At 39.7% G+C, this 17648-nt stretch carries 13 protein-coding genes, 2 pseudogenes and 1 CRISPR repeat array; of the genes and pseudogenes, 13 read left to right on the forward strand and 2 right to left on the reverse strand.

All coding sequences use genetic code 11. The features are described 5' to 3' along the window. The first annotated feature begins 1658 nt into the window (after nt 1–1658). The 7 genes and pseudogenes from Q0L00_RS18910 to Q0L00_RS18940 all read left to right on the forward strand — a co-directional run bounded on the left by Q0L00_RS18910 (nt 1659) and on the right by Q0L00_RS18940 (nt 9483). Entirely contained in the window at nt 1659–1874 is a 216-nt protein-coding gene (locus tag Q0L00_RS18910) for a hypothetical protein (RefSeq protein ID WP_297338462.1), read from the forward strand. A gap of 240 nt (nt 1875–2114) precedes the next feature. Continuing rightward, nucleotides 2115–2522 carry a hypothetical protein gene (locus tag Q0L00_RS18915; RefSeq protein WP_297338463.1) on the forward strand — a complete coding sequence of 136 codons (408 nt, stop codon included), beginning with the start codon at nt 2115–2117 and terminating at the stop codon, nt 2520–2522. Continuing rightward, complete coding sequence (locus tag Q0L00_RS18920) at nt 2507–3745, forward strand: relaxase/mobilization nuclease domain-containing protein (RefSeq protein WP_297338464.1); 1239 nt, start codon at nt 2507–2509, stop codon at nt 3743–3745. Before Q0L00_RS18915 ends, Q0L00_RS18920 begins: the two co-directional genes overlap by 16 nt. Then, nucleotides 3745–5712, forward strand: coding sequence for a conjugal transfer protein MobC (gene mobC, locus Q0L00_RS18925; protein WP_297338465.1), 1968 nt, complete (start codon nt 3745–3747; stop codon nt 5710–5712). The genes Q0L00_RS18920 and mobC overlap by 1 nt, the downstream gene beginning before the upstream one ends. Before the next feature lie 760 nt (nt 5713–6472). Next, complete coding sequence (locus tag Q0L00_RS18930; RefSeq protein WP_297338466.1) at nt 6473–7783, forward strand: ATP-binding protein; 1311 nt, start codon at nt 6473–6475, stop codon at nt 7781–7783. Then, a pseudogene (locus Q0L00_RS18935) lies at nt 7761–8348 on the forward strand (RloB family protein). Before Q0L00_RS18930 ends, Q0L00_RS18935 begins: the two are co-directional and overlap by 23 nt. 355 nt (nt 8349–8703) lie before the next feature. Beyond that, the gene (locus Q0L00_RS18940) at nt 8704–9483 is read left to right on the forward strand and encodes a BRCT domain-containing protein (protein ID WP_297338467.1); all 780 of its coding nucleotides are present in this window, start codon (nt 8704–8706) and stop codon (nt 9481–9483) included. A 468-nt stretch (nt 9484–9951) separates the two neighbouring features. Here Q0L00_RS18940 and Q0L00_RS18945 read toward each other — a convergent pair whose 3' ends face one another. Together Q0L00_RS18945 and Q0L00_RS18950 are read right to left on the reverse strand one after the other, a co-directional pair. Continuing rightward, nucleotides 9952–10947 carry a type II TA system antitoxin MqsA family protein gene (locus Q0L00_RS18945; RefSeq protein ID WP_297338468.1) on the reverse strand — a complete coding sequence of 332 codons (996 nt, stop codon included), beginning with the start codon at nt 10945–10947 and terminating at the stop codon, nt 9952–9954. A 4-nt stretch (nt 10948–10951) separates the two neighbouring features. Continuing rightward, the gene (locus tag Q0L00_RS18950) at nt 10952–11311 is read right to left on the reverse strand and encodes a hypothetical protein (protein WP_297338469.1); all 360 of its coding nucleotides are present in this window, start codon (nt 11309–11311) and stop codon (nt 10952–10954) included. A 593-nt stretch (nt 11312–11904) separates the two neighbouring features. Between Q0L00_RS18950 and Q0L00_RS18955 the strand changes: the two genes are divergently transcribed. From Q0L00_RS18955 to cas2, 6 genes and pseudogenes are all read left to right on the forward strand, one after another. After that, on the forward strand, nt 11905–13263 hold the full coding sequence (locus Q0L00_RS18955) for a DUF4157 domain-containing protein (RefSeq protein WP_297338470.1): 1359 nt from the start codon (nt 11905–11907) through the stop codon (nt 13261–13263). A gap of 282 nt (nt 13264–13545) precedes the next feature. Beyond that, the gene (locus Q0L00_RS18960; protein WP_297338471.1) at nt 13546–14535 is read left to right on the forward strand and encodes a hypothetical protein; all 990 of its coding nucleotides are present in this window, start codon (nt 13546–13548) and stop codon (nt 14533–14535) included. 250 nt (nt 14536–14785) lie between these two features. Then, a complete protein-coding gene (locus tag Q0L00_RS18965; protein WP_297338472.1) occupies nt 14786–15352 on the forward strand; it encodes a plasmid pRiA4b ORF-3 family protein in 567 nt (188 codons plus the stop codon). A gap of 203 nt (nt 15353–15555) precedes the next feature. After that, nucleotides 15556–15990 (forward strand): CRISPR-associated endonuclease Cas1, encoded by a 435-nt coding sequence (gene cas1, locus Q0L00_RS18970; protein ID WP_297338473.1) that lies wholly within the window; start codon nt 15556–15558, stop codon nt 15988–15990. 38 nt (nt 15991–16028) lie between these two features. Next, nucleotides 16029–16557 (forward strand): annotated as a pseudogene (gene cas1, locus Q0L00_RS18975) (CRISPR-associated endonuclease Cas1). A 1-nt stretch (nt 16558) separates the two neighbouring features. Then, entirely contained in the window at nt 16559–16822 is a 264-nt protein-coding gene (gene cas2, locus Q0L00_RS18980; protein WP_297338474.1) for a CRISPR-associated endonuclease Cas2, read from the forward strand. Between the two features lie 212 nt (nt 16823–17034). Then, nucleotides 17035–17199: direct repeats of the CRISPR family, unit length 19 nt; unit sequence GATTCAATCGCACCATACT. Nucleotides 17200–17648 lie beyond the last annotated feature (449 nt).

The following is a 17648-nucleotide window of genomic DNA, read 5'->3' on the forward strand; positions in this document are numbered from 1 at the left end:
TTATTGACACAAATTGTCTTTATTTGGCTACGTGCAGTTAAACGGATACACATATCAGAAAATTAGTTTTGGTTAATCGATAAATTCATTTAGTTTAATTATTAAACTTCGTAATAAGGTTATTTAGAGAGCCTTTTATTCCATTTTTTTGATAAGAGGTTTAATTAGATTATTAGTGGATATTTCAGATTTACTTTTCCAGCCATTTTGGTTAAACCGTGCCACTTGGAAAGATCTTTTAAAGTGGGTTGATTTCTGTTTGTTTTCAAGGCTCCATTCCATAAAGATTTGCCTTGTAGATCAGATAAGGGGGAGGGTTTTATAAAAGGATTTTCGTCAACTTCTGATGGTTTATTTATTTTCTCGCAATTTCATTCCTTCATGCCATCAGCATGCCTTAGAAGTTACCTATCTCTACTTAGTCACTGTCTTCGCAAAAGATGGCATTATGGCCAAAATTGAAGGCTTTGATTCTCAATTGATTGATGCAGAAAAATTTTCTTTTAACAAGCATAGTGAAGTTGGACCGAGATTGAGTATACTAAAAATCCGTGAATAAAGAGGGTGTTTTGTAGAACACATCCGTTCCACTATTTGATTGACCCTTGCAACATCCATCAATTGAGTATTCTACCTTTAGGGATGATAAATGGATATAAAGGAAATCAGAGTAATCAGTAGTTCAAAGGCTTTTTTATCCTTTGAGACAAGGCAACGTTAACCTATTATAGATAGTTTTTAGTGGAAAGCTCAAAAATCAGGATCAAAATTGAAAAAGATGGGGTTTGACAGGCCAACCAAATTTCCATTTATTCTCATGGATTTGTACTTCCAGGGGGTAGCTTGTCCTTCGACGGCTATTGTGTAATAAGTTCTTCCACTTGGACTTGGAGAATCGGTAAATTCAATTTCCTTTTGACTCTATTTCTGTCTAACAGCTTACAGAAGGGTACCGAGTGGGATTCAGGAAGAATTATCCTTCGGTAGAGACACAAAATATTTAGGTATTCCAAGTCCATTCTAAAGCAATAAATGCTGATCAAATCCTTTCGGCCTTAATGGCTGAGAATCAATCCTAGCCCTTTTCCAACTCCTGGGAAGGAGTATTGATTCAGATCAGCTTACTTAATGGGACCAGTTCCAAAGCGAAAGTGCTGATTTTCTTTCCCATTGTATGCTTATTCTTTTAAGTGGGGAAAGGATCGAAGATTGCATAGTAAATTCTCCAATCTGATTGGCCAAGCGTTTTTGCCTGCCTTAAAATTGAACGTAGATTGTCTAAAGCGCCAAATTCCCAACTCCGATGAAGGATGCGGCTATTCATTCCTAGAAGTAATTTCAAGCTCCATCAAATAGGTGGTTATCAGTTTAATTGGCCTTTGGGTAACTACTCCAAGTTGACCGTCGCTTACTGGAGGAAAGGATACGATCAAAAGAAGTTAACAAAAGCCTGTTGAGTTTCTTCCTATTCAGTGGAGGTGGAATCAAAATCCTCGGAATTAACCTGATTCCTGACATTCTTTTTAGGGATGCCAGCTAGTCAGAAGGAATTGTTCTAATGATTTTTTTAGGAAAAAAAATACCCAAGTCCTGAAATACTGGTGAAAAATATTGGTCTTTTCTTGAGAGGTTCACCGGCTCACTAAATCAATAACAATATGAGACTAGAAAGGAAAGAAACTTCAAGACCGATGATTCCAGCACCCGGGTTGGAAGAAGTGAATCGCTTTTTTGCTTCTTCTGATTTTCCTTCTCAGGAAGGAGCAGTGTTTTATTTCTTTTACCAGGCTTTGGGATGGCAGACTGAATCAGGGAGTCCATTCTACGATTGGAAAGCATTGGCCTTTCAATGGGTATGGAATCTGGAGAACTGAAGTTCTCCAATGAGTTCACCTGCTTTTTTAAGAAAATTAGGGAGCAGAATCTGTCGGCCTGAATACCCGGAATAAAAACCAATAGCGAATTCTGAGAGGCAAAAGGACCTGTGGATCGGAGCCATGGATAGGGATCGAGGGCAGAAAAAAGAGTAGTCCGGGTTACCTCACTCCCTTTCGGTTCTGTACTTGTTTGGCAGGGTAGCGTCTAATTACCGGAATCCCAACCATGGGCATAAAATGGAAAAAATAAGTAGAAAACAAGAAGTGAACAGGTTTCCCCGATGGGTGATTAGTTATTTAAGTGAGTCCTACTACCAAGAGTTGAAAGCAATCCTTTCCCAGGATCCGAGTCTTTCCATGAGCGAATTGATCCGGAGCATTTTAATGAGACGGCAAATCCGGATTCAAGTTCAGGAAAGAGGGCTTTCAGATGTGATGGAGGTGCTATTGTCCGTGGAAGCCCAGTTGAAAAAGGTTGAGAATAAGGTCACTGTGGTAGTCAGCGAGTTTCAAGGAAATTCCAATTCTCTTCAAAAGTTCCTATTGGCTAAAAAGCTAAGGGGTTTTCAAAGGAGCCTGCAAGGAGAAATGAAACACCTTGAACAAATGTTGGAAAAACTTCAGCTCAAATGGTTGTCCGAATAGGTTGGAGCAAGTCAGTTTCTAAGTTGATTCACTATCATGAATCCAAGCGACAGGAGTCTTGTGCAATCTTGATTGCTTATCAGGGATTCGCCAAGGGTGCGGAGCAGCTCTCACCCGCTCAGTTGAGGCGCAGGTTTCAATTACGTATTTCCTTAAATAGAAAGACCAAAACCAATGCCCTTCATATTTCTTTAAACTTTGCTCCGGAAGAACAACTTTCCAAGGAGCGTTTGGGGGAAATTAGTAAGGTCTATTTGGAAAAAATAGGGTTTGAAAACCAGCCTTGCCTGATATATCAGCACCTTGATGCCGGACACCCCCATGTGCATTTGGTGACAGTCCTCATTGATCGGGAAGGAAAGCGGATAGATACCTATCCTATTCTTAGAAACCAGTCGGAGAAAGCAAGAAAGGAAATCGAGCAAGTATTCGGTTTGGTCGTGACAAAAAATCAAAATCGAATAGGGCCCAGTATTCAGGAATTGGGCAAATTGGTCTATGGAAAGGAAACGACCAAGTCCAGTATCCAGACCGTCCTATCCCATGTGTTGGACAAGTATACCTTCACCTCTTTTGATGCGTACAATGCTATTTTATCCGGGTTTGGGGTACAGGCCTTCCGGGGAGAACCGGGGTCAAAACAGTATCGATGGGGTGGATTGGTCTATCATCTTTTAGATGAAAAGGGCAAACGGAAGGGAATGCCGATCAAGGCAAGCCGTTTTAATTTTCAGCCTACGCTCAAAAATTTGAATCGTAGATTTTACCAGGATTTACAAAAGCAGCAGGAGCTTGCCGGTTTAGTAGAAGAAAGGATTTCAGAAATTCTTCCAAAGAGTATCAGTTTATCTGATTTTCAAGCCCAATTAAAAAAGTCAGGGATCATTCTGGTCTTCAACCGGAGGAAAACGGGACAGGTTGATGGGGTTACCCTGGTAGACCATCTTCATCGAGTGGGAATCAAAAGCGCTGATTTGGGAAAGGGGTTCAGAGTGGGTTCTTTGTTGGAACGTTTTGGGTCCAGGTCCAAAACGTTTACTCAGGCCCCGTCTCAAAAAGAAACTACGAGTTGGGCAGATTCACTTGATCAGGCTGCTACCGGATTGGGAATTGATCCCATCCCTGATATGTCTGTTGCCCTTTCAAACTCGCCCGAGCGGGATTCGATCAGAAGCGACGGAAAGAAAAAGAAGGCCAAGCGCAAACAGAAAATCAGCAACTGATGCATACGGGAGAAAATCAGGAAGGACTAAAGAAGATTCTCGACTTTACCCGCTTGGGATCGATTGCCTGTATGGGGATTTATAGCTATTTGCAGGCCTACGATATACTGGAGTCTTGGGGCTTGACCCATCAATGGATTGATTTTTTATTGATTCAACTGGGAAAAACGGGTGTGTTTCAAAAGGGATATATCCTCAAGGGGATCGTCCTGATTTTACTCTGGATATCCCTTTTGGGAGCAAAAGGCAAGAAGGATCCCGACCTCAACTGGGTTCGGATCGTCGGATGGTTTTTATTTTGGAATGGAGCCTTTTGGGCTGCTGATTATGGGTTTGTCTTTTGGGATTGGAGCCGGGAAGTTTATCTGGGTTTTCTTTGGATCGCTTGGGCTGGAGTATTGATGATGGGAGCAAAACTTTCCCGGGTGATCCGTGATGGGTTTTCATCGGAGGTGTTCAATCACTTGCAAGAGACCTTTCCCCAGGAGCAACGGCTGCTGAACAATGCGTATTCGGTCAATTTACCCACAAAATTTAGGTTAAAAAAAAAGGTGTTCGACGGATGGCTGAACATCATCAACCCTTTTCGGGCCACCTTGGTGGTCGGTACTCCGGGGGCTGGAAAATCTTATTTTGTGATTCGTCATTTCATCACCCAACACCTCAGTAAGGGATTTTCCATGTTTGTTTACGATTTCAAATACGATGACCTGTCCAAAATCGCCTACAATAATCTGTTGAAATATCGAAATAGGTTTCCGGTTGAACCTACCTTTTATACCATCAATTTTGATGACCTGCAAACCAGTCATCGCTGCAATCCCCTTGAGCCGAGTACCATGACTGATATCACCGATGCTTCGGAATCTTCCCGAACAATCATGTTGGGTTTGAACCGGGAATGGATCAAAAGGCAGGGAGACTTCTTTGTGGAATCTCCGATCAATTTTGTAACTGCAGTAATCTGGTTTTTAAAAAAATATCGGGGAGGAAAATTTTGTACGCTACCCCATGTCATTGAGTTGATGCAGGTAGAGTATCCCAAATTGTTTTCAGTGCTCCGTACCGAACCCGAAATTGAGGTCTTGATCAACCCCTTTGTTTCGGCGTATTTGCATGGAGCGGCCGAACAATTGGAAGGACAAATCACCAGCGCTAAAATCACCATGGCCCGATTGTCATCCCCTCAACTTTACTATATCCTTTCCCAAAGTGAATTTACGCTGGATCTCAATAATCCCAGAGAGCCGAAGGTCATTTGCATGGGCAATAATCCCCAAAAGCAACAGGTTTATGGGGCGGTCCTTTCCCTTTATATCTCCCGAATCACCAAACTGGTAAACCGTAAGAATTTCCTGAAATCCAGTTTGATTTTTGATGAATTTCCCACCATCTACTTCAATGGGATCGATTCACTAATCGCCACTGCGCGATCCAATCAGGTAGCGACAACCCTAGGGGTTCAGGATTACAGTCAGTTGAAAAAGGATTATGGAAGGGAGCAGGCCGAAGTGATCATGAATACCGTAGGCAATATTATTTCAGGCCAGGTGTTGGGCGATACAGCCAAGCAGATTTCAGATCGAATCGGAAAGATCAATCAGGCCAGAAGAAGCCTTTCCATCAATTCGGGAGATACCTCCATTAGCCATTCGACCCAGTTGGAGCTGGCTGTTCCCCCTTCGACGATTTCCCAGCTTTCTTCCGGACAATTTGTCGGAGTGGTAACCGATGATTCGACACAAAAAATAGATCTGAAGGCATTTCACTGTGAAATCCAAAATGACCATCAGGCTTTGGCTAAAGAGCAGAAGTGTTATCAACCCATCCCTGCCGTCCGGAAATTACGAGAAGAAGAGGTAATGGAAAATTACCGGAGAATCAAGTCAGAAGTGAATCAATTGATCAAAGAGGAGCTGGATCGGATGCTGGATACGCCGGCATTAACGGGATTGATTATCAGGTGAATTTAATCTCCTGCACTTAATCAGGAACCGTGATTTACCCTTAGTTAAAAGAAAAAAATATTCTATAAGAGAAGGATATCGATAACAATTTTATCCATCGAAAACAGGTTGAAATACAGTCATCAAAATAGTTTTCAAGGTTATTTTTAATGGGCTTCACTTTATTCTTTTCCAGCAAAGCTCAGGAGCCAGGTGTAATTGGCCTGATCTGGTTTTTAGGCATTAAAATGATACGTTTTTCACTTCCTGTAAGGTGGATAAAGTTACCTCAACATAAGATTGTAAGCTGCTCTTTATATCCTAGTGAGGGAAAATATTGTGAATTTTGGATCAAAGACATCTCTTAAAATATTCTTCTTCAACATAGTGTGGTGGTATTTTGATTGATTCTTTGGATTTCAAACCTAGTATTTGACCACTTTTTATTCATTTTCACTTAAAGAATAGGAGGTTTGTAGTAGAAAAGAGAGGGGGTTATAATTAGTCCAACTAGAAACTTGTAAGAATAGTAGGGCAGGACAAGGCGTGAGGAATTCCGATAATTTTCGGAATTGGCATTGGGCTGGCTTCTAGTGCACACACACATTCCACCAAGTCCGATCGATGATTTGACTATTCCCAGACTGAGAAAATTTCAACGATTTAAACATGCCAAGATGAGGTATTATAAGTGAAATTTGCAAAAAAAACGTAAATTTTTACTTAAAAATATATACATATACACTTTTTTCCCGTAGAATTGTATTCAAATCGTAAAACTATGATCGTTCATTTTTCAGTTCAGAATTTCCGTTCTATCAAGGATCGGGTTGGTATCAGTTTTAGAAAGACGGGGTTAAAAGGACTTCCTTCAAACTATTTCGCAGCACCTGCTAAAACCCAGCTGTTAAAGACTGCAGTTCTTTACGGGCCAAATGCATCGGGGAAAAGTACTGTGCTCCAAGCATTCAAAGCTTTGGAATATCTGGTTGTTTATTCAGCAGGATTTAAGCCAGACCAATCCATACCCCCTTATGAACCACATCTATTGGATAGAGGTTCCAGAGAGGCGGCTGTGGAGCTTGACGTCGTTTTTTATGGTCAGGACAGATTGAAGTATGAGTTTAAGCTAGCTTTTCTTGAAAAGAAGGTGATAAAGGAAGAAATGTATTTTTATCCCAACGGAGTACAGTCGGTCCTGTATCAACGTAGTTCAGGTAAAGATATCAAGTTTGGGGAAGGCTATAAAGGTGCTAAAAAAGCAATCGAAAAACTCTTGTTGCCCAATCAGCTGTTTATTTCTAAAGCATCGGAAAACAATGTAGAATCCTTATTGATTCCCTATCAATTTTTCGATCAGGGTATGATGGTCTTCCCGTTTTTAAGCGAGGATCATGAATCCAATCTGACAAGACTTTATGCCAGGCGCTTGGCAGAACAGCAGGATTCAGGTTTTACCAGAAAGCTAAACGCATTGGTCTGTGCTTTGGACACAGGAATTTTGTCAGTTTCCTCGAAGGAAGTAGATTCAAATAGTTTTAAATTTCCTGATAATGTTCCTGATGAAATCAAGCGTAAAATACAAGAAGATTATAAATATGACATCAAGACTTCCCATTCCTTGTACGATGGAGGGAAGCTGGTAGGACAGGAATTTTTTGATGTGGATGATGAATCTACAGGGACCAAAAGCCTTTTGGTGATCGGTGGGATGATTTTGGATTCATTGGAGACCGGTAGAGTGTTGGTGGTGGATGAGTTTGAGAAAAACTTGCATCCATCCATTACGAGTTACCTGATCAGTCTTTTCCATAACTCTCTGACCAATCCTAAGAATGCGCAATTGATCTTTGCAACGCATGACATCACCCAACTTGCAAATGGGGCTTTTAGACGGGATCAGATTTGGTTTACGGAGAAAAATGAATTTGGGGCCACTGAATTATATGCCTGTTCTGACATTAAGGGGATTAGAGCAGAAAACCCCTTGGACAAGTGGTATGCTTCTGGGAAATTAGGTGCAACTCCAATTATTAATGACGTGGATTTTTTGATCAAAATGCAGGAAGATGTCCTTAAGGAGACCGAATAGAAGGATTTTGATTTTATGTGAAGGAGTGACGGAAAAGCTGTATGCTACCTCACTCCGGGCAGAGTTGGATAGAAGGCTACAGAGAAGTATATCAGTGGAGGTAACTCAGGGGGATCAGCAGAATCCTTTGGATCTCGTGAGGGAGGCAATCGTAAAGAAGAAAAAAGCCAGAAAAGAAAAGAATCCGTACGATGACATCTGGATATTCTTTGACCATGACAACTGGCCATAGTTAAAAGATGCTTTTCGGTTAATTGAGACGGAAGAATTTAAGTTTTCTTTTACAGCACTTTGTATGGAGCATTGGTTTATCCTTCATTTTGAAGAGTGTGGAAGAGCATTTCAGAGAGGAGAAGATGCACTTAGTCATCATCGAAGGTTGTGGCCTCAATATCATAAAACCAAACTGAATCACTTTACTGAGTTGAAAGATAAACTGCCAACAGCCACCGAGCGTGCTATTAGAATGAATAGAAGGCAAGAGGAAAATGCAGTCACAGAGAGGAATCCCTATTGTACAATACCGAATCTGATTTCTTTTTTTCAATCGTTAGAAGCCGGGTAGATGTTTAATATTGCCGCCTATCTAACTTATATTCGGGTCTGAAGATAAAGTGTTACTAGGAGAAAATAATTATAAATCTATCAACTTGGCTCGTAGTTAAAATTCCCACAAGATGTAGATGCGAGCACTTTCTCTTTATGGAGACGGAGATGTTAGTTGAAAAGGTCAATTTCAAATTGATATGAAAAGTAGGCTGGAATTCCAAATCCCACCTAGTATCCAGCAAAATTTGACTACTCTCAGTGGGGTCAATAGCCGGAAAATCAAAACTCATGATTCAGATCAAAAAATCTTCCTTGTTCCCAGATTTTTTCACTTTTATCTATAAAATTTCCTTACTGGAGAGTTTGGAAGGATGGTTTCTCTAGCTAATAGTCAGCCGGACTTTGAATGGGAACGCTTTATGGCTGAGCCATGCTTCTTAGATTTTGAGCCTTATCCCAAGGGGATATTTATCAATAGGGGTCAGGCATTGGAAAAATCAAATTATAAAAAGTCACAGCTTAGGGATTTTATCAGTCGCCTCCCTTCAGATCCGTCAAAGGAAGTCACCGAACTTCAATACTTGAATTTATTGGATGAGGTTTTGGCGGATAGGCTTCTTACCGATGCTGAGGTCGAAAGTTTGAAAGATATGATTTTGACTCAAGGACTCGCACGGGATCAGGTGAATGCCATTCATGAGGACTACCTGCGGAAGCTTTGCAGAGTGTATTGGGTAGATCATGATTTATCACATGCAGAATATATTGATTTGAAGGTTGTTTCCGAACTACTGGGAATCGAAGAACACATCTTGGACGTAATTATTCAAGAGGAAAAAAGCAAAACGAAAGCAGAGAAACTTTCAGATCTCCCTGAAAGAGATTTTGTCACACTTTCAGGTAAAACGGTTTGCTTTACTGGGGCACTTAATTCGACGCTAAACGGAGACCCGATAGACCGCAGTTTTGCTCAAAAAATAGCTATTGAGCATGGAATGATAATTAAAAGCGGCGTAAGCAAAGCATTGGATTATTTGGTAACTGCTGATCCCAATTCACTATCTGGAAAATCACTTAAAGCAAGAGACTATGGAGTTAAGATCATTGCCGAGCCAGTTTTTTGGTCATGGGTTAACTTTAAAGTTGATTGAGATTAATTGTATGCTTTTTGGAGGTTTTGAGCCAATTTAGATCCCGGTCTAAAGTTTACCGGGGGAAGCGACATTGGAAAGTTTGCTTCAATCGAAAGATTTGGTGTCTGAAGGTGGTTTCGAAATCCTGATCAATCTATTTGAAATTGAGATAGTTATTGGCGGAATTGGATTAGTTTCGTAACGAATTTCATGTTGATTTTTTCTATCTTGATTTTAATTGTAAAAAAAAACCTCTCACTAAAACGTAAAGGAAGATGACAACTAGAAATGGACTCAAACCAGGACCAAAACGAATTGCAAAAACCACAGGAGAACCCGACAGACGACAACGGGATAATAAAGATACTCCCGGGAATACACCATCACTTAAACCGCCTAAGAGAAAATGATTCGATCAAGTTGGCAAAAAGAAATACCCAAGTGCACTACTGGGTATTTTTTATGGTTTGCTAAAATACTGGACTATCACAAAGCCTTCAAATCCAAGGCATATTCATAAGGAATAAACGACCTATTGGCTTCATTTTCTAGCCATGCGAGTTCTTTGTGGCTAATCGCTACTATTTCACTTGGACTGGTGTCCTTAAATTTCTTTGCTACTGTTTCCAGTATCGTAATTTCTGCTTCTGAAAAGAGGGTTGACCTAAATGGCCGATCAGCTCTACCTCTTAATTGTTCCTTTCTACCACCTTTGTCTAAGGGGGTGTAAAAGATATCGATCACATCAGTTTCCGCGAGATTTTCGAATAAGGTCTGGAATTTATTAGGAACAGGTCCATACGGGATCGCTTTGTATTGTGTTCCACTCATACTTAATCCCTGATCCCTAAAACATACGAAATCTGCATAAAATAAGAGTTTGTTCATCTTAGTTTTATAGGAAGGAACGTGATGAGCAAAATATACTACCATCTCAATTAGTCTCTCAAAACTTGGCTTTCTGTATCCTGTAAATTGGCTCATTGGAAAATTCCCAAATACAAAAGATTGAAAAAAGTCTTTCTTTGATTCTTCTTCAATTCTCAATTTCACCTTCTCTAGAAGTTTAGCTTTTGTCTTTGCATTATCGACTTCCCAATCTTTGACCAATTGGCAGAAACTTTCAGGGTCAGAAGCCAATTTCAAAAGTTTGGAATTGGCTAAACTTGGGATTTCACCTCTTTCATATAGACCATAGCTATTTGGTCCAAATCCAAGAATTTCACTCATTTTTACAGCAGATAAACCGTATTTCTCACGAGTATTCTTGATTTCTTCTGGAGATGGGATATGATGCTTTGCACGATAGGCATTATAAACCAATGAAAGATTTAATTCGTCTATTTCGGTGCTTGTAAATCTCTCACCGGTATCTTCACAAAGATAAAATCGTTGTTTTACCGTAAACTCTTCCTTTCGAAAAGTCAAGGTTTGAACTTCTATTTGGATAGCCATTGGCTTTCCTGTAATTGGGCTATTCATTTCACTAGGGTCTGAATGGGTACTTCATGGGGTACGCTGCAATATGAAAGGAAATACAAATGAGGTTAGAGTTTGGCGCTCCAAGGCAAATTTTGATATATACTTCACGTCCTTTGATTCCTTTACCAAACACCCACATTTCCTTACTCCCATACCAATCTTCTGGCAATGGTCCTTCTGAAAAATCCTCGACAGTTAGTTGATCGATAAATTTTTCTCTATCTACTGGTCTTATTTCCAAGTCAAGCAAGCTTTGCTTGTTTTTAGGGCGATCGATAAAAATGATTTCAAACGTCCTTCTTTTCTCCCGGAAACTGCTGAGGAATTTAATTACCTCTTCTTTCTTGATTTTATTGTTTTGCAAAATTAAACGTTTAAAGTTTAAAAATAAAACTTTTTAACCAAAAAATTAACCCTTAAAGGTTTTTATTTTTTTTCTTATCTTCCTTAACGAACTTAAAACTCGGCGGCTACTCCCGATATATCATGGGATGAGTAAGTTATCGTGGAAAGTAAACGAAATAAGATAGCCACAAAGATTACGTTCGGTAGGGAATTGCCTCCAAATGGTGGGCAGAAATTAGAGAATGAGTTTTGCCAACTAGGATAAGAGGAATTAATTCCAAATATAAGTAAATCAGGAAGTTGAAACCCAACCGCAGAGATCGGCTTCTATGAATGTTCAATAGTTCATTTTCTCGCTCTTCTTCTTTTTTTAGGCTGTTTTTGAATTGACTTGATGTTGTCTGGGTTGATTGGAAAAGAACGTATTTCGGGTTCTTTTCATTACCAAATATGGGATTGAGTGATCGTCCCTTTCATATCTTCAGATTTTTGTTTTATTTAAGTTAAGTTTTTGAATATCATTGAATTCTTTACGGTCAAATCTTTTTCTGAGGGAACTTGCTTTTAGGAGGGTAATTTCGCTGATAAGGTTTTGACGCAACTACCAATTTTATGCATTCACATACCGAGAAAAAGGGGAAGGTTACAGGTGCCTCAAAATCCCAAGTGAATACAAACCCTCAAGCCCAGGCGAGCACACCTTTTCAGTTTGCGGATAACCGACCTGAGACCTTGATTCAGAAAAATATTCAGCAATTGGCTGATCAAAATCAGGGAGGATTGGATAGTCAATTGTTTAACCCGGTCCAAAAAACCGAAGAAGGGGATAGTATCTCCCAGTTCAAAAAGTCAGTAGGAGAGAAGGTAGAATCATCTGATTTGTCGAAAGAGCCCAATGAAACCGGATTACCTGATCAACTCAAAACGGGAATAGAAAACCTTTCGGGATATTCCATGGATGATGTCAAAGTGCATTACAATTCAGGAAAACCCGCTCAACTCCAAGCACATGCCTTCGCTCAGGGTACGGATATTCATTTAGCTTCCGGTCAGGAAAAACATTTACCCCACGAAGCTTGGCATGTGGTGCAGCAAAAGCAGGGGAGGGTGAGGCCTACTTTACAGATGAAGGGCGGTGAAAATGTAAATGACAATGAGGCATTGGAAAGGGAGGCGGATGAAATGGGTGCAAAAGCATTTCAATTTGAAAAGCAACCGAATCAAGGGAAGTCTTTATTTATTTCCGAAAATAGGAAAATAAAGAATTCTAAGGTGATTCAAGGAGCATTTACCATAAAGGGAGTTACTCTTTTAGGAAAAACACTCGAGGATTGGATTAAAACCTACACTTACGGCCATCCAGAATTAGAAGTTGTTGTAAGGCAATGGGCTACTAAAAAGGAGCATACCGAAGATTACGCAAATGACCTCGATGCTTTGTCGGAAGCAGAAAAAGCCGCAAAAGGAATCATTGCAAGGTCCAATTCAATCATTGGCCGAAGTATTGCCAGGAGTGCTCCACCAAATATGGTAGCATGGGATTCGTATCCAGTTTGGGGCGAGTGGTACTTTAATGGCCTTGAATATCAGGATAACAATACGGGAGGCTGGCACTCCAACAGAGCTTCATTATTGCCGGGAAACGCTACCCAAGATGGTGCCCCAACCCGCTACGTTGAATTCAGACGACCAGGAGCCATTGGAGAAAAAGAAGTTGATAAAATGGAACGATGTATTTTTGACTTATTGAGTGGACGCTGTTGGCCTAATGCTCATTATGACGGTGGTTATGTTGAAATATCAGGAGTACCCAGCGGAACGAAACAAAAATTATTGAAAACCGCCTTGTTTTGTACTAGAATTAAGGAGATAGCTAAGAAAATGACTGATAATGAGAAAAATGAAGCTGGCGAGGGCTTTGCAAAAATTGAATGGCTGATCAAAAATTATTCGATTTTAGATAATCGATAATAGACAGGCAGTGAGCACGAATTCAAAATAATCCCAAGTGCCTCTAAAGGATTTGAGAAAATTGGAATGGAAGTAAAAGGGGGTATTCATTCGATTAGAGAAGGGTTTAAGGTAAAAATCGAATTGAAAATTGACATGGAAATGATAGTGGAAATACAATTCTCATTTTGACCCAAAATGAAAATAATGGGTATCGGACTATTCTATTGAACAATTGGGATGAATTTCCCGCTTTCTCATCAGATAAATCGTAGATAGCCAAAATCTAACTGGTAAATAGACATGAAAGTAGACTTCATCAAAAAAGAAGAAAATAAGATTCAGTCCCATGCGAAGTCGGCAAACCCAAATCAAGGTCATGGAAAGTCCACATTTCAATTTGTTGATAATAGACCAGAGGCGGTAGCTCAAAGAGAGCTGCAATATGCTGCAAATAATAGCCAACATGTTTCTCAGTTGAAAGCATTTCAGTCAAATGCTAATCATCCTACTGAACCCATTCAGTTTACTGGGGAAAAAAGGTCTTTCACAGAAGCTTTTGGAGATGATTATTCACATGAATATGAACCACCCAAAAAAAGAAGGAAGATTTTAGGAGTGAATCGTTTACACCGCGCTTATTTACGCAATAGAAAAAAAAAGGCTAGGCCTTCTAAACCAAGAAATATTTTCGGCCGACAACAATTACATAATTACGGATTTGATAACAAAGTTATCAACTTTGGCTCTGTAAAGGGGGATTTCTATAAGGGACCATTTGGAGGGCAGCCATATTTACGTATTAACAAAGAGGATTACGGACTAAAAGCAAAGCCCAAATCGAACTACGATGACATAGTTAAGGGATTGGAAAAATTTAAAAATGACGCTGAGTTAGCAAAAATTATTATTGATAAAATCAGAGAAGGGGTTGAGCTTCCAGAGGATATGGATAAAAATGTGAAAGCTAATGTATCCCTTTTGCTTCAATTAACTCATTTCATCGAGCCTCATGATTCAAGGGTTCCGGGAATAGATAAACTGGCACGTTCATTCTTTGAAGAGATTGCGGATGGAAAAATGACATTTAAGCAGGTGTTTAATCGCAAAGATGGATTGTTTGTGGTGGCAAGAGCAAAAAGCGGAGGCGCAACATTTGGAGGACAAGAAGCAGGGAGAACATTGGTAGGAATGCCGGCAAAGAAAAGTGATAAATCGACGTTTGATGAAATATGGAATCCTGATATTGATCGCGTAGCTGAAGAAATGTCAGATTCAAGTGATGAAGAATAAATAGCTAATACGAACTTGTTTTTATGTATTTATATAATTGAATAAGGATTTCTAAAGGTGGAAGAAAAAAAATTGGATTAGGTTTTGGAGGATTCATAACCACACTCCCAAGAATATTCCTAGTTGTTAGGATGCTGAATGAGAGAATGTTCTTTACCTTAGGTGCAGCTATTTTGATTTTTGCTATTCCGGAGAATTGGAGGATTATGTTATCTTCGGCCACCTAACACTTCAAGATTAAGTCCCTATTATGGTTTTAAAAGTAAAAATTCAAATTAAAGGAATCACCAAGCCACCGGTATGGAGAAGGCTCATGATTCCCGGTCAACTCACCTTTCAGCAATTTCATCAAGTCATTCAGGCTGCATTTGGGTGGCAAGACTATCACCTCTTTCAGTTCTCGAAGGGTGGATACGGGTCTAATCCGCAAATTGGCATAGCGGATGAAAACTGGTCCGAGGAAGAATTGGTGGATGCGAAAACCACGCGGGTAAGCCAATATCTCAAGGTCAAAGGTGAGAAGTTTTGTTACATCTATGATTTTGGAGATGACTGGATCCATCAAATAATTGTGGAAGATGTATTGAATGAGGCACAGATTGGGCCTGTTTTGATCAACGGAAAAGGTGCATGCCCACCAGAGGACTGTGGCGGGGTTTGGGGATACGAAGAATTGAAATCAATCCTTGAAAACCCCAAACATCCTGATCATAGAGATACTAAGGAATGGCTTGGTCTAAAAGCACGTGATCAATGGGATGTGAATTGGTTTGACTTGGAGGAAACAAAACATGCGGTGGCTTTTGCGATTTGGTAGACCTAGTTTTCAAAAACTTGGGATTGTTTTTTCTTCCTTTAAAGTAACAAAATTTGGAAATACACTACTTTGCCAGTAGCCACCTTAAACCAGTAATCGGAACTCTCAAAATCATCAATAATGCAACTTCTGTCTACGGCCTTCTTACCCAAAGGTAAAGAAAATAGGCTTACTGGTAGAATTCCGTCTTTGCAGAAAACAAAATGAAAAAAACCTACTATCTCTTCAATCCGGGAAGATTGAGTCGGAAGGATAATACACTGAAATTTATCCCAGTGGATGAAAACGGCAGAGAGGGAATACCCAAGTTTATTCCTGTGGAGGGCGTCTCGGACTTGTATTGTTTCGGTTCTCTGGATTCCAATTCTGCGCTTTTCAATTTATTGGGGAAAGCGGGGATCAGTATCCATTTTTTTGATTATTACGAACATTACACAGGTAGTTTTCAGCCCAAAGAATACCTGTTGGCCGGTAAGATGCAGATCCAACAAACTAAGCACTACCTCGACGTAGAAAAACGTCTCAAGATTGCTAAAAAATTTATCGATGGGAGTGCCTTCAATATTATCAAAAACCTACGATACTACCACAATCGAAATAAAGACCTGGAATCTCAACTAGTCAAAATTGAAGAGTAAATGGAAAAATTGCCAATACCGTAGCCATCCCGGAATTGATGGGCATAGAGGGAAATATCCGTCAAACCTATTACAGCGCATTTGACACGATCATCAATGAACATGCATGGAAGGCCGAAGTATGCGTCCTCCCTTAAATGAGGTGAATGCCTTGGTCAGCTTTGGTAATATGTTGTGCTTTACGCAATGTCTGGATCAAATCTACCATACCCAGCTTAATCCAACCATTAGCTTTCTACATGAACCTGATACAGGAGATATTCCCTAGCTTTAGATTTAGCCGAAATATTCAAGCCCATTTTGGTGGATCGTGTAATATTTAGGGTCCTGAATAAAAAAGAAATACAATCCAAGGACTTTGATTTTCAGGTAAATCGATTCATTCTTAAGGAATCCGGTAAACGAACCTTTATCAAGGCATTTGAGGAACGGCTAGCAGAGACCATTGCACATAGGACGTTGAAAAAGCAGGTTTCCTACAAACATCTGATTAAGTTGGAATGCTACAAACTGAGTAAGCATCTCTTGGAAATAGAGACCTATCAACCTTTTAAAATTTGGTGGTAAAATGTATGTAATTTTGGTGTATGATATGGGAGAGCGCAGAGTTGCCAAAATGCTAAAGCTCTGTAGGCGATATCTCAATTGGATTCAGAACTCTGTTTTTGAAGGGGAGATTACGAAGGTAAAACTGAAAGAGCTCCTTTCTGTGGCCAAAAAATTTATTAAGGAAGAAGAGGACAGTATCATTATTTTTAAAAGACGGGATGAAAAATGGCTTGAAAAGGAAATTTTGGGAAAAGAGAAAAACAGTCTGGATACTATTCTTTAGCCATTTTGGTTGTCGAAGGTGACTAGTAGAGTCTATTTTTGAATTAAATGAGAACCAAATCACCAGTAAAATCCAACCTGTCACCAAAATGGAGGGTTGTCGAAGCCCAGCTAAAATCAGGTTACTGAAGATCGACGACTTGGCATCTATTTTTTTCAAAAATAAAGTGCTTAATTAAGGTTTTTAGGCCTATTTTTGAAACAGGATAGACGGGATTCAATCGCACCATACTTGAATTGAAATCGCTTCAGAAGAAAGCGGAAATTGCTTACGATGAGAGATTCAATCGCACCATACTGGAATTGAAATATGCGTAGGGGTGTCTGTATTATAAATGCCTCGCGCGGATTCAATCGCACCATACTGGAATTGAAATCAATGGATCCAAAGGACATTTCTCTCTAAAGGGGATCTAGCAAATTGTGGATGATAAGCGATATTGATCTTACCTACACCTTAAATTCACTGATTTCTGATCAATTTAGCTTTAGCCAGGTGGGAAGTGCCTTCGAAATAGATTTAATCACTGACCTAAATTTTAATAGTTTCGATATCATCTCATGAGCCACCGAGGTTTTCTTTTTAGGGATGCCATCTTAGCTTTCAATATTTACTTTGGTTTTTTCTCTTTTTTGATGATTATTTCTATTTCAAAGCGGGGGTATTTTTGAAACCCAAACTTGTCTTAAAAATTTGAAATTCTTCATTTGGTAAATTTGATATCCATGGTACGGAGAAATTATTTTATGTGTATCCGTTTGACTGCACGTTGCCAAATAAAGACAATTTGTGTCAATAACTTGTAGGATAGTTAAAGATAGGTTTT

Origin of the sequence: Algoriphagus sp. (assembly GCF_024305035.1) — a bacterium.
Lineage (GTDB): Bacteria > Bacteroidota > Bacteroidia > Cytophagales > Cyclobacteriaceae > Algoriphagus.